General features: G+C 60.9%; 16 protein-coding genes. 5 read left to right on the top strand and 11 right to left on the bottom strand.

Features of this window, described 5'->3' with window-relative positions; translation table 11 throughout:
* Nucleotides 1–35 precede the first annotated feature (35 nt).
* Complete coding sequence (locus tag HMPREF3160_RS05840) at nucleotides 36–1,703, bottom strand: aminotransferase class I/II-fold pyridoxal phosphate-dependent enzyme (protein ID WP_083285477.1); 1,668 nt, start codon at nucleotides 1,701–1,703, stop codon at nucleotides 36–38.
* A 223-nt stretch (nucleotides 1,704–1,926) separates the two neighbouring features.
* On the opposite strand from HMPREF3160_RS05840, the gene HMPREF3160_RS05835 reads away from it, so the two are divergent.
* Nucleotides 1,927–2,847, top strand: coding sequence for a LysR family transcriptional regulator (locus HMPREF3160_RS05835; RefSeq protein WP_070507553.1), 921 nt, complete (start codon nucleotides 1,927–1,929; stop codon nucleotides 2,845–2,847).
* On the opposite strand, the gene HMPREF3160_RS05830 is transcribed toward HMPREF3160_RS05835, so the two are convergent.
* Both HMPREF3160_RS05830 and serS read right to left on the bottom strand, forming a co-directional pair.
* Nucleotides 2,844–3,674: an HAD family hydrolase gene (locus HMPREF3160_RS05830; RefSeq protein ID WP_070507593.1), complete on the bottom strand. Its 831-nt coding sequence runs from the start codon at nucleotides 3,672–3,674 to the stop codon at nucleotides 2,844–2,846. The two genes, HMPREF3160_RS05835 and HMPREF3160_RS05830, sit on opposite strands and share 4 nt — an antisense overlap.
* A 96-nt stretch (nucleotides 3,675–3,770) precedes the next feature.
* A complete protein-coding gene (serS, locus tag HMPREF3160_RS05825) occupies nucleotides 3,771–5,063 on the bottom strand; it encodes a serine--tRNA ligase (RefSeq protein ID WP_070507551.1) in 1,293 nt (430 codons plus the stop codon).
* A gap of 137 nt (nucleotides 5,064–5,200) precedes the next feature.
* Between serS and HMPREF3160_RS05820 the strand changes: the two genes are divergently transcribed.
* Nucleotides 5,201–6,205 carry a diacylglycerol/lipid kinase family protein gene (locus tag HMPREF3160_RS05820; protein ID WP_070491343.1) on the top strand — a complete coding sequence of 335 codons (1,005 nt, stop codon included), beginning with the start codon at nucleotides 5,201–5,203 and terminating at the stop codon, nucleotides 6,203–6,205.
* A gap of 4 nt (nucleotides 6,206–6,209) precedes the next feature.
* Here the strand turns inward: HMPREF3160_RS05820 and pheA are convergent, their stop codons facing one another.
* Together pheA and HMPREF3160_RS05810 are read right to left on the bottom strand one after the other, a co-directional pair.
* Nucleotides 6,210–7,184: a prephenate dehydratase gene (gene pheA, locus HMPREF3160_RS05815; protein ID WP_232219276.1), complete on the bottom strand. Its 975-nt coding sequence runs from the start codon at nucleotides 7,182–7,184 to the stop codon at nucleotides 6,210–6,212.
* 128 nt (nucleotides 7,185–7,312) lie between these two features.
* Nucleotides 7,313–7,642 carry a rhodanese-like domain-containing protein gene (locus HMPREF3160_RS05810; RefSeq protein WP_035756021.1) on the bottom strand — a complete coding sequence of 110 codons (330 nt, stop codon included), beginning with the start codon at nucleotides 7,640–7,642 and terminating at the stop codon, nucleotides 7,313–7,315.
* Nucleotides 7,643–7,834: 192 nt separating this feature from the next.
* Here HMPREF3160_RS05810 and HMPREF3160_RS05805 point away from each other — a divergent pair, with 192 nt between their 5' ends.
* Nucleotides 7,835–9,427, top strand: a complete 1,593-nt coding sequence (locus HMPREF3160_RS05805) for an amidase (protein ID WP_176744708.1) — start codon at nucleotides 7,835–7,837, stop codon at nucleotides 9,425–9,427.
* A gap of 4 nt (nucleotides 9,428–9,431) precedes the next feature.
* Here HMPREF3160_RS05805 and HMPREF3160_RS05800 read toward each other — a convergent pair whose 3' ends face one another.
* Nucleotides 9,432–10,871 carry an aldehyde dehydrogenase family protein gene (locus HMPREF3160_RS05800; RefSeq protein ID WP_070507549.1) on the bottom strand — a complete coding sequence of 480 codons (1,440 nt, stop codon included), beginning with the start codon at nucleotides 10,869–10,871 and terminating at the stop codon, nucleotides 9,432–9,434.
* Between the two features lie 141 nt (nucleotides 10,872–11,012).
* On the opposite strand from HMPREF3160_RS05800, the gene HMPREF3160_RS05795 reads away from it, so the two are divergent.
* Together HMPREF3160_RS05795 and HMPREF3160_RS05790 are read left to right on the top strand one after the other, a co-directional pair.
* Nucleotides 11,013–12,353, top strand: a complete 1,341-nt coding sequence (locus tag HMPREF3160_RS05795) for a uracil-xanthine permease family protein (protein WP_070507547.1) — start codon at nucleotides 11,013–11,015, stop codon at nucleotides 12,351–12,353.
* Between the two features lie 51 nt (nucleotides 12,354–12,404).
* On the top strand, nucleotides 12,405–13,658 hold the full coding sequence (locus HMPREF3160_RS05790) for a hypothetical protein (protein WP_070507545.1): 1,254 nt from the start codon (nucleotides 12,405–12,407) through the stop codon (nucleotides 13,656–13,658).
* On the opposite strand, the gene HMPREF3160_RS05785 is transcribed toward HMPREF3160_RS05790, so the two are convergent.
* The 5 genes from HMPREF3160_RS05785 to HMPREF3160_RS05765 form a co-directional block, all read right to left on the bottom strand.
* Nucleotides 13,650–14,468, bottom strand: coding sequence for an HAD family hydrolase (locus HMPREF3160_RS05785; RefSeq protein WP_070507544.1), 819 nt, complete (start codon nucleotides 14,466–14,468; stop codon nucleotides 13,650–13,652). The genes HMPREF3160_RS05790 and HMPREF3160_RS05785 overlap by 9 nt on opposite strands.
* On the bottom strand, nucleotides 14,465–15,427 hold the full coding sequence (locus HMPREF3160_RS05780) for a carbohydrate kinase family protein (RefSeq protein WP_070507543.1): 963 nt from the start codon (nucleotides 15,425–15,427) through the stop codon (nucleotides 14,465–14,467). The genes HMPREF3160_RS05785 and HMPREF3160_RS05780 overlap by 4 nt, the downstream gene beginning before the upstream one ends.
* A 35-nt stretch (nucleotides 15,428–15,462) precedes the next feature.
* On the bottom strand, nucleotides 15,463–16,281 hold the full coding sequence (locus HMPREF3160_RS05775) for an enoyl-CoA hydratase/isomerase family protein (RefSeq protein WP_070507542.1): 819 nt from the start codon (nucleotides 16,279–16,281) through the stop codon (nucleotides 15,463–15,465).
* Between the two features lie 120 nt (nucleotides 16,282–16,401).
* Nucleotides 16,402–17,157 (bottom strand): FadR/GntR family transcriptional regulator, encoded by a 756-nt coding sequence (locus tag HMPREF3160_RS05770; protein ID WP_070507541.1) that lies wholly within the window; start codon nucleotides 17,155–17,157, stop codon nucleotides 16,402–16,404.
* A 244-nt stretch (nucleotides 17,158–17,401) separates the two neighbouring features.
* Nucleotides 17,402–18,217 (bottom strand): LysR substrate-binding domain-containing protein, encoded by an 816-nt coding sequence (locus HMPREF3160_RS05765; protein WP_070507539.1) that lies wholly within the window; start codon nucleotides 18,215–18,217, stop codon nucleotides 17,402–17,404.
* Nucleotides 18,218–18,225 lie beyond the last annotated feature (8 nt).

Here is an 18,225-nt window from a genome sequence, read left to right as displayed (position 1 = left end):
GCTGAGCCGGCAACAGCGGGGCTACACGGCTGGCCCTATTCTGCGACTACGCGGAAGGTCGTTACTTTCGCGTCTTGCGCACCGCGCACGTATCCGGTGGGCGAGGTCGCTACGGCCTGCAGGAACGAGACGATCTCTTGCGTGATTTCCTCCCCCGGCAGAACGTTCGGGATACCCGGCGGGTAAGCGGCCAGGGTGTCCGCGCTGATCCGGCCCACCGCGTCCTGAGCTGAAACCACGTCGAAAGCGTCCGCGAAGTAGGCATCGCGCGGCAGCAGCCGCATAGTTCCGGCTTTCGGCAGCTCGGGGAAACGCTCCTCGGTACCGGGCTGTTCCGCGGTACCGCTGAGCGCGTCAACTGCATGGCCTGGGGTGGTTGCTTCCCAAGCGTCCGTTGCCGCAACCACCGAGTTACCGGAAGCAACCGGGATGTCAGCGGAATCGGCGTCGACATTCGGGTTCTGCGCGGCATCAGCTACAGCACGCAGCGCCTCGAGGGTCCGGTCAACCGCAGGGGTAGCCAGGGCACCGAAGATGATGACGATGGTCGTGGCAGTGGACATTTCGCAGTAGACGTCGTGGTCCGCGATGAGCCGCTGACGCACCCAATGGCCCGTATGCCCCAAACGGGATACATCCACGGGGATGCGGAGCGTATCGATCTCATGGATGTCCGCGAAATCACCGAAATCATCAGAAAGAACACGGAAACGATCATCCTCACGTAGCGCCTCGCGTAGCTGTTCGGCACCACGCAAGGCGCTCTCGATGCGGTCACGGCCGTTGATGAGGCCTTGGCGGGCCACATCCAGAGAGCCCTTCAGGATGTTGGAGGCCGAGGTCGAGCCGGTCATCGTGTACGCGCGTTCAACGAACGGCTCGAGCTTTCGCGCCAACGGCCCGTGCCCCAAATGCAGCATCGCTGATTGGGTGAGCGAACCAACGAGCTTATGCGTCGAAGAAATCACGAGGTCCGCACCGAGCGCCACCGGCGAGCCGGGCAGATCCGGGTGGAAACCGAAGTGCGGGCCCCACGCGCCATCCACGATGAGTGCTGCATCGTGTGCGTGCGCAACCTCAGCGAGCCCCTCGACATCGGCAACCGCACCGAAATAGCTCGGCGAAACCACATAGACGCTATCGACCTTCTCACCGGCCTGGGCCTGTGAAGTGAGCGCCTCATCGAGCGCTTCAGGGGTCAAGCCGTGCGTGACGCCGTTGCGTGAATCAACGTTCGGGACAACGAAAGACGGCATGAGCCCCGCCAGCAGAATCCCGTCGGTGAAGCTCGAATGCATAGCACGCTGAACCATGACGCGCTCACCGAGCGCTCGCACCGCGATCGCGGCGGTGCGGTTGGCCTGGGACGCGCCGTTGGTCATGAACCACGTGCGGGAGGCACCCCACGCCTCAGCGGCGAGCTCGAGCGCCTCATCGAGCGGGGTGTTTTCGCCTAGGTCGATGCCGTCGGTCATCGGTGGAACATCGAGCGCTACACCTTGGGCGCCCATGAAGTCCACGAGCTCCGGATACGAACGCTCAGCATCACACGCATGGCCGGGCACCATGACCTGGAGGGTGTCGCGCTGGGCATACTCAAGGAGGGCATGGCCGAACGGGGCACGATGCTGTGCTGGGTTTCCGCGGGCGATGTCGCCAACCTCGCGGGCGGTCTTCTGGAGGTCAGATCCCGGCTTGCGCATAAAGGTTTCCTTGAGCATAACCTCTATGAAAACATGCGAAATCTATGCTGTGAACGGGTCATTTTTCTATATCCCTCTATACTCAGTATGGAGCCGGCCCTCGGTTTAACCAGTTCTAGGGTCAGCCAGCTCTAGGGTCGCCACATTCCAAACTCAGCAAGCTCTAGGTGACCCAGCTTTAGGGCGCTCCACTCTCACTTCCAAAGACGATAGAGGCAGGTTCATGCTCGATACGCGGCAGTTGCAGGCCCTGAATGCGATAGCTCGTCACGGCTCGGTGGCTAAGGCGGCGCGGGCTTTGGGCTGGTCGCAGCCCACGGTTGATCATCACCTGGGTAATCTTGACCGCGCTGTGGGTGCCCCGCTCACGGTGCGCGATACGCGCGGTACACGGCTCACACATGCGGGTGAGCTCATGGCGGAGCGCGCCGCGGAGATCCTCGCGTTGTCTGATTCCGCGCTGCGCGACACCCGGGATCTTGCTCGTCTGGGCCGTACTCGCCTCACGTTGGGCCTCTTCCCTACCGCGGCGGCGCGGCTTCTGCCCTCGATTGTTCGTAGCGCTGAGCAGCTGGGTTTCGAGGTCGAGCCAACCTTGGAGGAAAGCCCGGACTTGATCCAGCGCATCAACCGCCGGGCCTTGGATGCCGCGATCATTTACGCGGTGGACGGCTATCCGCTTTCGCTTGGGCCGCGCGCCCTACGTATTCCGCTGTATGAGGACGAACTTTTACTCGCGGTCCCCACAGACCATTGGGCGGCTGGGCTGAGTCTTGTCCGCGCTCAAGACCTGGTTCCGTTGGCTCAAGAGAAGTGGGCTTTAGGCACCAAAGAGGGTGACCCTATGGATCAGGTGGTCATGGACGTGTTCTCTGACGCCGGGCTCCAGCTCAATGTTTCCACGCTACGCACCGATGATCTTCCATCCCTGCTTGGCCTGGTAGGGGCAGGGCTTGCGGTGGGTTTGATCCCGCTCCTTGCGCAGCACATGGCCAACGACGACGTCGCACTCGTTCCGTTTGATAACGCACGTTTCGCGCGCCATCTGGAGCTGGTGGCTCCGTGGGCACCCGGGCATACGGGGCATGCGGCGAAGCGGCTGGAGGCCGCTGTCCGCGGCGCCATCGCCGAAGTCGAGGACTAAAGCAGCGAGTTGAGGACGTCGGCGAGCCCGTGCTCGTCCACATGGCCTGTGACTTCACCGGCGGCGGCGCGGACTTCTTCGACTGCTTGGCCCATAGCCACGCCGCGTCCGGCCCAGGCGAGCATTTCGATGTCGTTGCGGCCGTCCCCGACCGCCACGGTCTTTTCGATCGGGAAGCCAAGCCGTGAACGTAGCGCTTCGAGTGCGGAGCCTTTCGTGACGCCGTGGGCTGCGATGTCGAGCCACGCGGACCAGCCGACCGCATAGGTCACCCCGGATAGGCCGATGCCTTCGACGGCGCGGCCGAAGTCCTCAGCGGTTGAGTCGGTTGAGAACACGACGAGCCGCACCGCATCGGCTTGCATCATCTCCTCTAGGCTCACACCGCGGGCTTGGACGCCGAAGCTGGCGTCTTGGAAACGTTCGGTTGAGAGGAAGTCTCCGGTGTCTGTTTCGATGGCGAACTTCGCTACCGGCAGGGCTTCCTGGAGGGCCCTCAGTGCGGGTTCCGGGTCGAAGGTTCTCCGGTCGACAACGGAGAACCCGCGCGAATACGTGGGGTCGAGTTGCGCTGTGACCCCGCCGTTGGAGGAGATCACGTGGCCTTTATCGATGCCTAAGGCTTCCGCGACCGGCAAGGTTGCTGGAAGCGAGCGGCCGGTAGCGATGATCACTTCGTGGCCCGCCCGCCTCACTGCGTGGACGGCCTCACGGACCGGTTCGAAGAGTTCACCTGAATGGTTAACGATGGTGCCGTCTACATCCAGGCAGATCATGTACCGACTGTGCTCAGGGTTCCCAGTCTCGATTGTCTCAACCTTTGTCATCTCAAGCTCACTCATTTCAACCTGCTCTTTCAGCGGGGTTTCGTTATTGGGCGGGCCCTCAAGGTGATGGTGCGTCTTCAGCGCTGGATGGGTTCTTCAGCGCTGGATGGGTTCGAGTTTTTCCATTCCGCCCATGTATGGGCGCAGGACTTCTGGGATGGTCACGGAGCCGTCGGCGTTCTGGTGGGTTTCGAGGATCGCGACGATCCAGCGGGTGGTTGCCAGCGTCCCGTTCAGTGTTGCTACGGAGCGGGTGCCTTTGTTCTTGCCTTCGGCGTCGGTGACGCGTTCGCGGATGTTGAGGCGGCGGGCCTGGAATGTGGTGCAGTTCGATGTGGAGGTCAGTTCGCGGTAGGTTCCTTGGGTTGGTACCCAGGCTTCGCAGTCGAATTTGCGTGCCGCACTGGTTCCGAGGTCGCCTGCCGCGGTGTCGATGACGCGGTAAGCGAGCCCGAGGGACTGCAGTATTTCTTCTTCCCAGGCGAGCAGTTGTTCGTGGAGTTCTTCTGCTTGTTCTTGCTGGCAGTAGACGAACATTTCGAGTTTGTTGAACTGGTGTACGCGGATGATGCCGCGGGTGTCTTTGCCTGCGGAGCCGGCTTCGCGGCGGTAGCAGGTGGAGTAGCCGGCGTATTTGAGGGGGCCGGCGGTGAGGTCGAGGATTTCGTCGGCATGGTAGCCGGCGAGTGCGACTTCGGATGTTCCGACGAGGTAGAGGTCGTCTTTTTCGAGCCGGTAGATTTCGTCGTCGTGTTCGACGTCGAAGCCGGTACCGCGCATGGTTTGTGGGCGTACGAGAGTTGGGGTGATGATCGGCTCGAAGCCGTTGCGTAGCGCGAGGTCCATGCCCATGTTGATGAGCGCCATTTCAAGGCGTGCGCCTACTCCTTTGAGGAAGTAGAAGCGGGAGCCGGATACTTTCGCGCCGCGTTCCATGTCGATGGCCCCGAGAATTTCACCGAGTTCGAGGTGGTCGCGTGGCTCGAATCCTTCGGCGCTAAAGTCGCGTGGGGTTCCTACGGTTTTGAGGACGGTGTAGTCGTCTTCGCCGCCGGTTGGGATGCCGTCGATGATGAGGTTGGGGAACGATGCGGCGATCGTATCGCGCTGTTCTTGGGCTGTGTTGGCGGCGGCTTCTGCTGTTTTGACTTGGCCTGCGAGTTGTTTCACGCCTTCGAGGAGGGCTTGTTTTTCTTCGCCTGTGGCTTGGGCGACTTTTTTGCCGAACGCTTTTTGTTCTGCTCTCAGTGTTTCGAACTCGGCGAGCGCGCTGCGGCGTTCGGCGTCGGCCGTGAGAACGCGATCGACGAGTTGTTCGTCGGCTTCGCGGGCGCGTTGGGATGCACGGTATTTCTCTGGGTTTTCGGCCAGGTCTTTCAAGTCGATCATGGTTATAAGCCTACCTGTCACGGTCTTCTTGACGGGTTTGTTGTGTCTTATGTGGTTCACAGGATGGTGGCTTGGTCGGTAATCTATGGGGACGGCACGTTTGTGTCTGTTTGTGGTTGTTGTAGTGGAAGGTTTTGGTGGGTTCGTTGGTTCAGCCTGCGGTGATTTTGAATGGCGGTAAGCCCGGTTTGGAGGCCATCCGCGATGAGTTCCGTGAGGTTGCGCTGGCGGAGGGTATTGCGGAGCCTTTGTTTTTTGAGACGACGGAGGATGATCCGGGGGCTGGGCAGGCTGCGGAGGCGTTGGCTACGGGCGCTGATCTGATTGTTGTTGGTGGCGGTGACGGTACGGTTCGGTTGGTCGCTGAGTATTTGGTGGGGCGTGGCGATGTTGAGTTAGCTGTTTTGCCGTTGGGGACGGGTAATTTGTTGGCCCGGAATGTGGGTATTGATCCGGACGATGTTTCAGGCGCTATCCGTACGGCGTTGTTGGGGGAGACGTATCGGGTGGATGCCTTGCGGGTTGAGTTGGTGGGCCCGGATAAGTCTGTGGATTCGCAGTTGAGTTTGGTCGCTGCTGGTGTGGGGATCGATGCGGAGGTCATGTCGAACACGAATTCCCGGTTGAAGAGGCTGATTGGTCCGGGGGCTTATGTTGCGGCTGGTTTGCAGCGGTTAGCGGGTTTCCCTAAGGAGGCTCGTGTGCGGATTGATGATGGTGCGTGGGAGACGGTTGATTTCCGCACGATTGTGATGGCGAACGCTGGCTACATTCAGGGTGGTATCGAGTTCGCGCCGGGTGCTTCGATGTCTGATGGTGTGCAGGATGTTGTGTTGTATAGGCCGCGTACTGCGTTGGGGTGGTCGATTGTGGGTGTGAAGACGTTGTGGCATAAGCGTTTGCGCACCCGGTTGATGGCGCATGTTCAGATGCGGAAGATTTCGGTGCGTCCTTTGAAGCCGGTGATGGCTCAGATTGATGGTGACCCGGTGGGTAAGGTCACGACCATGACGACTGAGGTTGTCAAGCATGCGCTGACTTTGCGGGTTCCGCGCCCTGTGGATCGGTGTGCTCCTGGTGGGGATTTGCTTGCGATGCTGCCGCGCGGTTTCCGTAAGGCCCTGAATTCTCTGCGTAGTTAGGCGACTACCTCGCCTGGTTGCCGTCTGTTTGGGTGGCATCGGCCTGGTTGCCGCTTGTCAGGATGTCGTTGAGCCAGGCGTCGGCGGCTTGATAGGCCTCGGGGGTTGCGTGTGGTGGAACGTTGACGACTATCGGGGTTGCGGATGGGTAGGAGCCGAGGAAGCGGATGTAGGTGCTGATGCGGTGGAGGCCGTGGAGCACTTCTACGACGCGGGGTTCGCTGATGTGGCCTTCGAGGTCGATCGAGAAGAAGTATTGGCCAAGTCCCAGGCCTGTGGGGCGGGATTCGATGCGGGTGAGGTTCACGCCGCGGGTTGCGAAGTGGTCGAGGATTTCACGCAGGCCGCCGGGGCGGTCGTGGGTGAGTTCGACGACGATGGTGGACTTATCGGACCCGGTCGGCCCTGGGATGCGGCCGGGTTTTTGGACCATGACGAAGCGGGTGACCGCGCCTTGGTTGTCTTCGATGCCTTCAGCTAGGACGTTGAGGTTGTGGCGTTGGGCGACCAAGGGTGAGCAGATTGCCGCTTGGTAGGCGGGGTTGTCTTCGAGGAGGCCGAGCGCGCCTGCCGCGGTGGATGATGCGGGCAGAAAGTTGACCTCCGGGATCGCGTTCTGCGCCCATTGCCGGCATTGGGCCCACGCGTGGCCGTGGGTTGAGATGGTGCGGATCTGGTCGAGGGCGTTGATTTCTGGCAATGCGGCGAGCTGGAAGGTCACGGGGATCACGGCTTCTGCGACGATGTGGAGCGAATCCCCTGCGGCGATCGCATCGAGGGTCGCGGAGACCCCGCCCTCAACGGAGTTTTCGATCGGCACAACGGCCGCATCAACCTCACCTGTGCGAACCAGCTGGAGTGCTGCGTCCACGTTGGTGGCCGGGATCCGGTTGTGTTCCGGTTCCGCGGCGGGCCCCGGCAGTGTCAGGAGGGCTTGTTCGCAGAAGGTTCCGGCTGGTCCCAGATAGGTGTATTTCACGCTCACTCTGTCCTTATATAAGCAATCCGACATACAACGCCTGTGTATGCCTTGGTGGACATACACAGTTTGGTATGCATGCACAGTTTGGTAGGCATGCACAGTGTTGTCTCATATCCGGCGCTGCCCTATTTGATGCGCGGGGTTTCTCCGTTGTCGCTTTCGATGGGTTTGCCGGCATCAAGCCATGCGCCGGACCCACCAGCGATGTTGAAGACGCTGTAGCCCTGGTTCGCGAGCCAGCCGCAAGCCTGCATCGAACGGCCACCGGTGCGGCACACGATGTAGAGGTCCTCATCCGGATCGAGCTCTTCGTAACGCTGCATGAGTTCGCTGAGTGGGAGGTGGCGTGCCCCGACGATATGCCCTGCGTCCCATTCGTCTTGTTCGCGGACATCGAGGATGGCTGCACCATCTGGGACGTCGCTGACGCTGACGTTTTCGAAGAGGTCTGACATGCTGTGCTCCTTGCTGACGGTGTCCCGGTAGCTGTGTTGCGTGCCCCGGAAACTGTGTGTCCGGGTGCCGGTGGTTCCCAGCCTACAGATTTCTCACTGTATCGAGTCTCTCTGTGCGATTTGTTTTCAGGGTGGTGTTAGTTTTCGTGGCGTTCGTGTGACGTGGTGGATATGGGTTGGCATCATGGGTGTATGAGTTTTGAGATTCCAGAAGCGTTGTCTGGTGTTCCGCGCAGGGTTGATGATGGTTTGCCGTTGGCCGTCCAGTTGAGAAACAGCTTGCTTGCGGGCGAAGTTTCCGCGGGTGAGCTTGCCCACGATGTTGCTGAACGGGTGCGGTCTAAGAACCCTGACCTGAACGCTGTCGTGACGTGGGATGAGGACATGTTGCTGGCGCAAGCGCGTGAAGCCGACGATGCGCTGGCTGGTTACCGGGACTCATCCGGCATCCCGGCCGACGGCGCTAACTCCAGCGGCAGTGACTCTACGGGCGGTGACTCAGCGTCATCGTCTTCAGCGACCTCAGCGGCTTCCCTGGGTAAGCGGGTTCCGCCGTTGCTTGGCTTGCCGATGGGGTTGAAGGATGGCCTCGATATTGCCGGTCTGCCTACTACGTATGGTTCCGCCGCGATGGACCATGTAGTGGCGGGCGAGGATGGGCTACATGCTGCGCGTTTGCGTTCAGCTGGGGCGAATCTGTTTGCTAAGACCTCGGTTCCGGAGTTTCTGCTTTCGTGCCATTCGGAGAACCCGATCCTTCCGCCGGCTAAGAATCCTTTGGATGTTTCCCGGACTCCGGGCGGTTCTTCGGGTGGGTCTGCGGCGGCAGTTGCTGGCGGTTTGATGCCGGTCGCTCCGGGTAGTGATGGTGGGGGTTCGGTTCGCATTCCGGCTTCAGCCACCGGGCTGATTGGTCTGAAGTTGGGCCGCGGCGCGATGGTCGAAGACATCACGGATGAAACCGGTGCGGCGTCACCGATCGACCGTTGGGGTGCTCCGAAGCTATCGGTCACTGGCCCGTTGGGTCGAGATGCACGGGATGCCGCGTTGATGCTGGATGGATTGCTTTTTGACCGTTCGCGGCTGGCCGCTGGCCATTCCGCTACCCCGGCGCTGGATTCCGTAGAAGCTGCGTTGGACCATTCGGAGGGCCTGGCTGGGTTGCATGTGGGTTTCACGCGCACCAGCGCTTTCGATTCCGCGTTGCCGGTTGAGATTTCTGCTGCCGCTGAGGCCGCGTTTGCGCGGGCTTGCGCGGTTCTGGAACGCCTGGGTGCCGATGTCGAGGAGTCCCCGTGGCAGGCCCCGAGTGATTATGACGAAACTTTCCGGAAGGTGTGGACGGCCTGGTTGGGGCGCACTCCGATCCCGTATGAGGACAAGCTGGGCGAGTTGGCGGCATCGTTCCGCGCCGAGGCGCAGGCCCGCTCAGAGAACGAACAAGAACGGGCCAACGAGCGGCTTCTGGAGATCGGTGGTTCGATGTCCACCGCGTGGGGTTCCTTCGATGTCGTGGTGACTCCTGCGATGGCTGAAACCCCGCCGCCGCTCGGTTATTTCATCGACAACGATGCCGAGACGGATTACCGCTTACAGTGCCTGTATACCCCGTACACGTCGATGGTGAACGTGGCTGGGGTTCCGGCCGTGACGGTTCCGGTGGGGTGGACCCCTGATGGGTTCTCGATGTCGGCTCAGTTGATTGGCCGGATGGGTTCGGAGGTCCACCTGTTGTGCATCGCGGCTCTCATGCAGCGTGAGTTGGCTTCAGCCGGCCTGATCTAGCTCCCTATAGCAGCTCTTTGAGGAGCTTCGATTTGGTTCCCTTATATGGCGGGTAGGCAACCCGCAGGGTATCGAAGCGCAGCGGCTTGGAGAGGGTTGGGCGGTCTTGGCTGAACTCGTCGAAGCCGGCTTTGCCGTGGTACTGACCGATCCCGGAGGCTCCGATGCCGCCGAATGGTAGGGACGGGATCGCTAGTTGGATCACGGTCGCGTTGATGCACACCCCGCCTGCGCGCACGTAGTCTTCGAAGATCCGCTGGAGCCCTGCCTTGCCTGAGAACAGGTAGGCGGCCAGCGGGTCTGGCCTGTCTTCGATGAAGTCGAGGGCGTCATCGAAGGTTTCCACCGTGATGATCGGCAGGATGGGCCCGAAGATCTCTTCTTGCATCACGGGCTGGTCCGGCTCAACATCGGCAAGCACGGTCGGGGCGATGTAGCGGTCTTCAATATCGGCGGTTCCGCCGGTGACCACGCGGCCTTGGTCGAGGAAGCCTTTAAGGCGTTCTGCGTGGCGCGTGGTGATGATGCGTGGATAGTCCGGGGATTGTTGCGGGTCTGTCCCGTAGAACTGCTGGATCGCGGCCGGCAGTTCTTTTTCCAGCGCCCGGCTCACACGTGAACCCACCGCGAGGATGTAGTCCGGTGCCACGCACGTCTGCCCGGCGTTCATGAACTTGCCGTAGGCGATGCGGCGTGCCGCGGTCTTGATGTTGCCGTCCACAACCACTACGGGGCTCTTGCCCCCGAGTTCGAGTGTGCACGGGGTCATTTGTTCGGCCGCGGCACGGTAGACGATGCGCCCCACTTTTTCTGAGCCGGTGAAGAAAATGTGGTCCCACTGTTCCTTCAGTAGCTCTTGGGTTTCCTCTGCCCCACCGTTGATGACGGCCACGGTGCGGTGGTCAAGATACTTAGGGATCAGTTCAGTCAGGATTTCTGCTGTGGCTGGCGCGAGTTCGCTCGGCTTGATCACGGCACAGCAGCCCGCCGCGAGCGCTGCCACGAGTGGGGCGAGCGTGAGGTTCACGGGGTAGTTCCACGGCGAGATGATGAGCACGAGCCCTTTAGGCCTCGGCATCACGGTGGCTGATGCTGGCGCGAGCGCGATGGGTGAAGATACTTTGCGGCGCATCATCCAGTCATCGAGGTGGCGGCGGGCGTGCGCGATTTCGCCTTCAACAACCTGCAGCTCGGCCACGGAGGATTCGGTTTCAGACTTACCGAGGTCTTGCGCGAGCGCTTCGAGTAGTTCCTCGCGGTTTTCAGCGAGCATCGCCTCGAGAGCATCGAGTTGAGCGATCCTGAAGCGACGCACGTGAGCGATCCGGGAGAGCGCGCCTTCGCGCAGGTGCGCCACGGTCTCCTGGATCCCGCGGTTCTCCGCGTCGTCTGGGGCGGTACGGATGCGGGCGGCGTTCTCGGGAGTCTGATTGGTGGCCATCATATTTCGATCCTATGGGGTGGGTATCGGCCGGCCAAGGACATCTGAGTTACGAGTTAGTTTCTTGGCGTACTGAAGAGTAAGATACTCGTTCAGCCCCACATGTTTTAACGGTGCCATTTTTGGCGCCATTCAGGAAGTTCCATGCCCAAGAAAAGCAAGCCTGTGTTCAGTTGGACTGTGCACGGCGATGGCCGCACGGTTTCACCGAATACAGCTGTTGCCCCGGACGAGCGCCTCCACTGGCCGCAGACTATCGGCATCGGTGTTCAGCATGTCATGGCGATGTTTGGAGCCACGGTTCTGGTTCCGGCTCTCACGGGCTTCCCTGTCACTACAACACTGTTGTTCTCTGGGCTTGGAACCATTATTTTCTTGTTGGTTACGGGTAACCGGATCCCGAGTTATCTCGGCTCTTCGTTCGCGTTCATCGCGCCGGTCAGCGCTGCGATGGGGCCTGGCCGGGACAACTTCGGTGCGGCACTCGGTGGTGTGTTTGTCACGGGTTTCGTCTTGTTCTTGGTCGGCGTAATCGTCAACCGTACCGGCACGGGCTGGATCCACGCGCTCATGCCGCCGGCGGTCATGGGTACGATCGTCGCGCTCATCGGGCTTAACCTTGCCGGTTCGACCGTGCCGAAAATGAAGGAATACACGCTCACGACCTTCAGCACGATGGCCGCGGTCGTGATCTGTTCGGTTCTGTTCCGCGGGATGTTGGGGCGGTTGTCGATCCTGTTGGGCATCGTGATCGGCTATCTCGTGGCACTGCCTCAGGGCGAGATCGACTTCACTCCCGTCAAGGAGGCCGCGTGGGTTGGTCTGCCAGCGTTCCACACCCCGACGTTTGATCTTCACGTGATCCTGCTGTTCCTGCCGGTTTTATTCGTCCTGATCGCGGAGAACGTGGGCCACGTCCGCACCGTGGGCGTCATGACCGGCAAAAGCTACGATCACCTCAACGGTAAAACCCTGATGGGTGATGGTATTGCGACCATGCTCGCAGGCTCGGCTGGCGGCTCGGGCACCACGACCTATGCAGAGAACATCGGCGTCATGGCTTCCTCACGCGTGTATTCCACCGCGGCGTACTGGATCGCTGGTTTCGTGGCCATCGTGTTGTCTTTCATGCCTAAATTCGGGGCCGTCATCGCAACCATCCCTCCGGGTGTGCTCGGCGGGGCAGGCATCGTGCTCTACGGGATGATCGGGATCATGGGTGCCCGCATCTGGGTTCAAAACCAAGTGGATTTCGGCAACCCGATCAACCTCATGACCGCGGGCGCGGGCCTCATCATCGCGATCGCACTCAACGGCGGCGATAACGTCCTGATGATCGCGGGCCTGACACTGGACGGGATCGCGTTGGGAACCATCGCAACCCTGCTGATTTATCACGTGATGCGAGGAATTGCGTTGTGGCGTAAGACCGTCCCCACCCACGTAGACGAGCCTCAAGGCGCCCAGCCAGGCAAGCTAGGCTAGTAGATCCGAGAGGTACACAAGAAGGCCGGGCCAACCTAAGATGGTACAGATATGAGTGAATGGGAAGACACCTGGAAAGCCGCAGGGTGGAAAGACACTGCCCGCGGCTGGATTCAGCGTGCCCTCGACACCCTCGGTATCGAGTGTGTAGCCCGCCTCAAACCTGTCACAGCAACCCTCGCGGCGGCCGTCTACAGCATCGATACACCCGAGGGGACCATCTATTTCAAGGCCACCGCTCCCGCGCGAGCCGCGGAAGCGACGCTGTCCGCGCATCTGGCCGCCGTCACGAAAGGCCACGTCCCGGTCCCCATCGCGGTTGAGCCCGAACAAGGCTGGATCCTGACCCCCGGCATCGGAACCCCGCTCTCCGACCTCATGCCGCAACGGCAACACGGCAAGCGCCGCAGCTCCGCACTGAGCCCTAAAGATGCCGAAGCAGCCACCAAACTCATTGGACGGGTACTGACAGAGGCATCGGATCTGCACCAGGCCACGGCCACCAGCCAGGACCGCCTCATGAACCTCGGAGCGCTCGCCTACACCGATGATTCCTGGCCAGACCTGTACACGGACGCGCTCGACATCCACGAGAGCATGCCGGACTACCACCCGCTATGGATCGAGCCCACAACCCTGGACTTCCTCCGGCGTGAATCACGTCACCTCAAGGACGCCTCCGCCGCGCTCGCCTCAACCAAGCTCCCCCTGGTCTATAACCAGCTCAACCCGGAAAGCAGAAGCATCCTGCTACCGGACTCCCACCGCAACCCCATCATGTTCGTTGGCTGGAGCGGGGCAACCTTCACCAACCCGCTGCTCGCGATCGCAGGGATCGCGCTGGAACTCGGCAACGTGCTACGCACAGAACCACTCCAGGAACCGATGCGCTCCCTGCTGGTCAACTACATCACCCCACTCGCCGCGGACTCCCCTGTTTCACCAGAGAACCTGCTGGACTACCTCATCCCAGCAACCCTGCTTGCGCACGTGCGGAACTATCTGGCGCTCATGGAGCTCATGCGTGACGCCCCGCCTGAAACCCAAACGAAATACGCAGGCGAACTCCGCGCACTCCTGCACTACGCGGTCGATTCAGACCCACGCCACCACAACCACCGCGCCAATGGAAACAGCGCCCGCGCAAACGGTGCTGGCAGGAATGGCGCTGGCAGGAACGATACCCGCGCAAACAGCGCCGGCGTGAACGGTGATGGCGGGAACGGAAGCAGCAGGAACAACGCTAGTAGGAACGGGGCTAGCAGGAACGGGCGCCGCCACGGGCGCCGGTCGGCTCTAAGCTAAGCGTTTCAGGACCCGTTCAATCTCAACAGCAACCGAGTCCTCGTGCACTGGGCCAACCACACGATCCGCGGCATCGGCCACCACCTGGTAATCCGGGCCCACCGCAACACCCGTGCCAGCCCACGCGAGCATCGGGATGTCATTAGGCATATCCCCAAACGCCCACACATCCTCACGCGCAACCCCCAAAGACGCCGCGAAATCACGCAAACGTGCCGCCTTATCAACCCCCGGGGCTGACATCTCAAGCAACGCGACATCAAACGCTGAATGCGTCATCGTCACAACATCATCCACGGCACGCCCCACAACCGCCGCGAATTCGGATGCCTTACCTGAGGGTCGCTTAGCCAAAAGCTTCACAGTACGTTGAGCAACCGCCGCATCGAAATCCAGACCCGAATCCGAAACACGCGCGCCCGCATCAACAAAACCCGCGCGAGCCTGAGCTGGAATGAACCCCGGCTCCGCAACAATCCCCTCCAACGTCTCTGCCGCGAACAATGCATCCGGAGCCGCACACAGAATCCGCTCCCGCGCCTCACGCATCGCAGCCGCATCAATCTCCGCAGCATCCACCACCACGCCACGCGAATCATCGAACAAAACAGCGCCGTTATAGGCGATCACCGGCCCCAGATCACCCAAACGCTCACGCACCGGCCCAAGCCACCGCAACGGCCGCCCCGTCACCAAAACCACGTGCACACCCGCGGCACGCGCGGCGTGCAAAGCCTCAACAGTACGGTCAGACATCGTCCCATCACGACGCACAACCGTCCCATCCAGGTCAGTTGCCAAAAGCTTCACAGCAACACCCCCTCCCTGCCGCCATCCGCCACCGGACCAACAACACTCAAAAGCTGCTCACGCGAGGGCCCATCAGGCCCCTCAGACTCAACCGCCAACGCACCCGCCGCCAACGCGACATCCAACAGACGCGAAACCTGCCCCTCAGACAAGCCCTGCACCCGCTCAGCCGCACCAATACCGCCACAACCGGCATCCACCAAGGCAGAAATCAACGCAGCCATCACAGCGTCCCCTGCACCCACCGTGTCCACCACATCAACCGAGTGAGCCGCACGCGTCACAAGATGCTCGTGAGTCATAGCCAACGCGTCACTGCCCCCGCTCGTCACCACAACAAGCGAAGGGCCCATCGAAAGCCACCTGCGTGCGGTATCAACAGCAGGGCATTGCGGATACAGCCACTCCAAATCCTCGTCAGAGGCCCGCACCACATCAGCCAGCGCAACAACCTCCTCGATGCGCTCAGCCTCGACCTCACGGGTCCCCGCCGTATCAGGGCGCACATTCGGATCAAACGTCACCAACGCACGCCCACGGGCCGCCCGCATCGCGTTCAACACGGCGAAGCGCCCCGGATCCAACGAAACCGCAAGCGAGCCCGAATGAACCACCGACGCGTCAGTCGCCAACGCAGCCAACTCATCATCAGCCGGGCCTAGATCCCACGTGAGTGACTCAAAAAGATAATCCGCCTGACCATCGGACCCAACCTGGCCGCGCGCAACAGTCGTGGCTCCACGCAAAGGCGGAGTGAAAACCTCAACACCCTCACGCGCCAACGTCTCCAAAACAACGTGCGCGGCATCGTCATCACCCAGACGCGTCGCAAACGTCACCTGGGCCCCGTAACGGGCCAAACCCATAGCGACGTTCAGCGGCGAACCGCCTGTGTACGCCGCAACGCTGCCGTCAGTCTTTTGAAGAATATCGACGAGCGCCTCACCGATCACCAACATGCCAGTATCCCTGTAACCATCACTCACCGTCTTGGTTACCGACCCGGGAACTGAGCGGTCTGCTTATCCACGAAAGCCTGCCGCCCTACACGCGAATCCTCAGAACCGAACACGGCAGAGAACGCGCCCAACTCAACATCCAAACCATCACGGACCGTGAGCGCATCCGCCTTGGCCATCGTTAGCTTAGCTTGGGCAACAGCAACCGGGGAGCGCTGTGCAACCGAAGCAACCAGCTCATCAGCGCACTCAAGCAGCGCATCCTTATCTGGGCACACGCAGTTGACCAGGCCGACCTCCAGAGCACGCTGTGCGCGCAACGGGTTACCCGTCAGGATCATCTCGCGAGCCACACCCAACGGGACGCGGCGCGGCAAACGCACACAGCCGCCGAAACCCGGGATGATCCCCAACGTGATCTCAGGTTGGCCGAACGAGGCGTTCTCAGACGCGATGATCCAATCGCACGCCAACGCCAGCTCGCAGCCGCCACCGAGCGCGTGACCGTTCACCGCAGCGATCACCGGAACCGGCAACGCCTCCAACGCGAGCGTGACCTGATGCATCGACTCGGCGTAGGCGCGTGCTTCTTCTGAGCCGTACTCGCTCATCTCAACGATGTCCGCCCCTGCCGCGAAAGCCTTCTCACCCTCGCCGGTGATAACTACAGCACGGAACGGCCACCCGGACTCAGGCGCTGTTTCCAGCAACTGGGAGCACGTGGTGACCACGGCATCGAGATCAGCGACCACCTGGGTCGAGAGCGCATTCATCGCCCGCGGCCTGTTGATGCTCACAAGCAAAGCGCTTCCACGCTCAGAAACGTTTACTGTTGAGAACTCCCCAAATTCCATGGTTCACCTTCTGCCGGATGAGCAATCGATTCTTCCTGACTATTACCAGGGTGCACCGAAGTGTGCCCATTGTCACCTTTAGAAAGTAATACCTAGAAGGGTGTCGCGGTAGCAAGGCTGCTAGGCGGCCTCACGCTCAGTGTGCGCGGTGCGGTTGGCTTCGCTCGTAATCCATTCGCTCGCCTCACGAGCGCGCTCAGCACTACCGGAAGAGATCGCAAGAGCGAGAGCGTCATGCTGATCCAGCACCGCTTCACTCGGAGACACAAGCTCACCGTTGACGGTCAAGCTGCGGCGCATGATCTGCTGGATCACATGCCCAGACATGCGGAACAATGAGTTTCCGCTGTAACGGTAAATCAGCTCATGGAACTCGGTGTCCGTGCGCACGAACGCTTCCATGTCATTCGATGCAGCGGTGTCACGCAACTGGCCTGCCAACGCAATGATGTCGTTCTTGACTTCGCGTGGGGCGTGGATCGCGGCACCAGCAGCCGCCATCGGCTCGATTGCGCGGCGCAGCTCCGTCAGCTCACGGAACTGAGTGTCACCGTCTGGGCCGGACAATCGCCACGTGATGACCTGCGGGTCGTGCACACGCCAGTGCTCCAGGCCGGTAACAATGAGGCCCACGCGGCGCTTGGCGTACATCAGGCCCATAGATTCCAGGATGCGCATCGCGTCGCGTGCCACCGTGCGGGACACGTCGAAATGGTCCTGGATGTCATCGAGCGTGAAGCGTGAGCCAGCGCCGATCTCGCCATGAACGATGCGCCGTCCAAGGTTCGCGACAACCGTGTTGCGCAGAACGTGCGAGGAAGATCCTATGCCCTCATTGATGGTCTGTTTCAGATTGTCATGGTCAGCTGTGGCCATTTGGTTGAATTCTCCTGATGTTTTTCTTGTGTGAGGTCACGGATAGCTATGAGCCGCCAGTCATTTGATGCTGATAGGTGTCACTATCCGACCTGACTTATTTCCCACATACCTTGGGCAAATATCGCTCCCATTTTGACGAACGAAATTTGTTAGATGGATTTATTCGGAATAAGCACGCGTTTTCAGGGTCACCATTAAGCCCACATGAGCAAGCGCGTGGATTTATCGTATATGTGGAAAATTAGCGCTTCCTACGTAATTTTCGAGAACTAGCTGTATTTCTTCGTAAAGCCCGGCTCTTTAGAGATCTCTGTTGAGAAAAAGACCGCCGAGAAGAACTCTGTTGCGAAGAGCTCTCTTGCTGGGAAGTCTGGGTTGATCCGCGAGATGATGTTGATCCGCGGGATGACCCTGCCCTGCGGCCTCTGAGCACTCCAACAAAGTCTTGGATCACAGCCTCGCGCGTCTCGCGCTCAGCCAGGCTCCAATCCCCGTTACTCACTGTTGGGACCGCGTCCGGGTGCACCCATACAACGGAGACGCGTGTTCGAGGTTCTGCCTGCAGGCGGCGCACCACAACGTCCTTGCGGGAGAGCATGCGCGCCAACGGAAAAGGTAGCTCAGCTACCGCGCCAGCACCCGAGGCAGCGACCTCGACCATCATGCGCTGGCCCGCAACATCATCTGGGTAATCGGCAGGGTCAAGACGCGCCCACGCCGCGGCTTCCTCTAGCGGGATTGAATCGTGTTCATCCCAGTATTCCGCGTCATGCTCGCGGGCCGTTACAACCGCAACATCCTCGTCGTAGAGCCTCACCGCGTGCAGGCGGACGCCCCGGGGGAACTCGCGGCGGGTGAGGACCTCGTCAACACTGTGGCGCACCAAAGCGACGTCCGAGCGGAAGTTCAGTAGCGCCTCGATTGCCTCAGAATCAGAGGTGCCCGCGGTCAGCTGGACCGAAACATCAGGGCGTGCGTCACCAAAACGCTTAAGCCACTTGTCAGGGCTGGTTCCAGGTGCACACCACAGACGCAGGCGGTTCAGCTGCGCGGGCATCTCAGAAG

Origin of the sequence: Arthrobacter sp. HMSC06H05, assembly GCF_001807395.1 — a bacterium.
Taxonomy (GTDB): Bacteria; Actinomycetota; Actinomycetes; order Actinomycetales; family Micrococcaceae; genus Pseudoglutamicibacter; species Pseudoglutamicibacter albus.
Note: the sequence above shows the minus strand (reverse complement) of the source record. Positions and strands in the feature narration are given on the sequence as shown.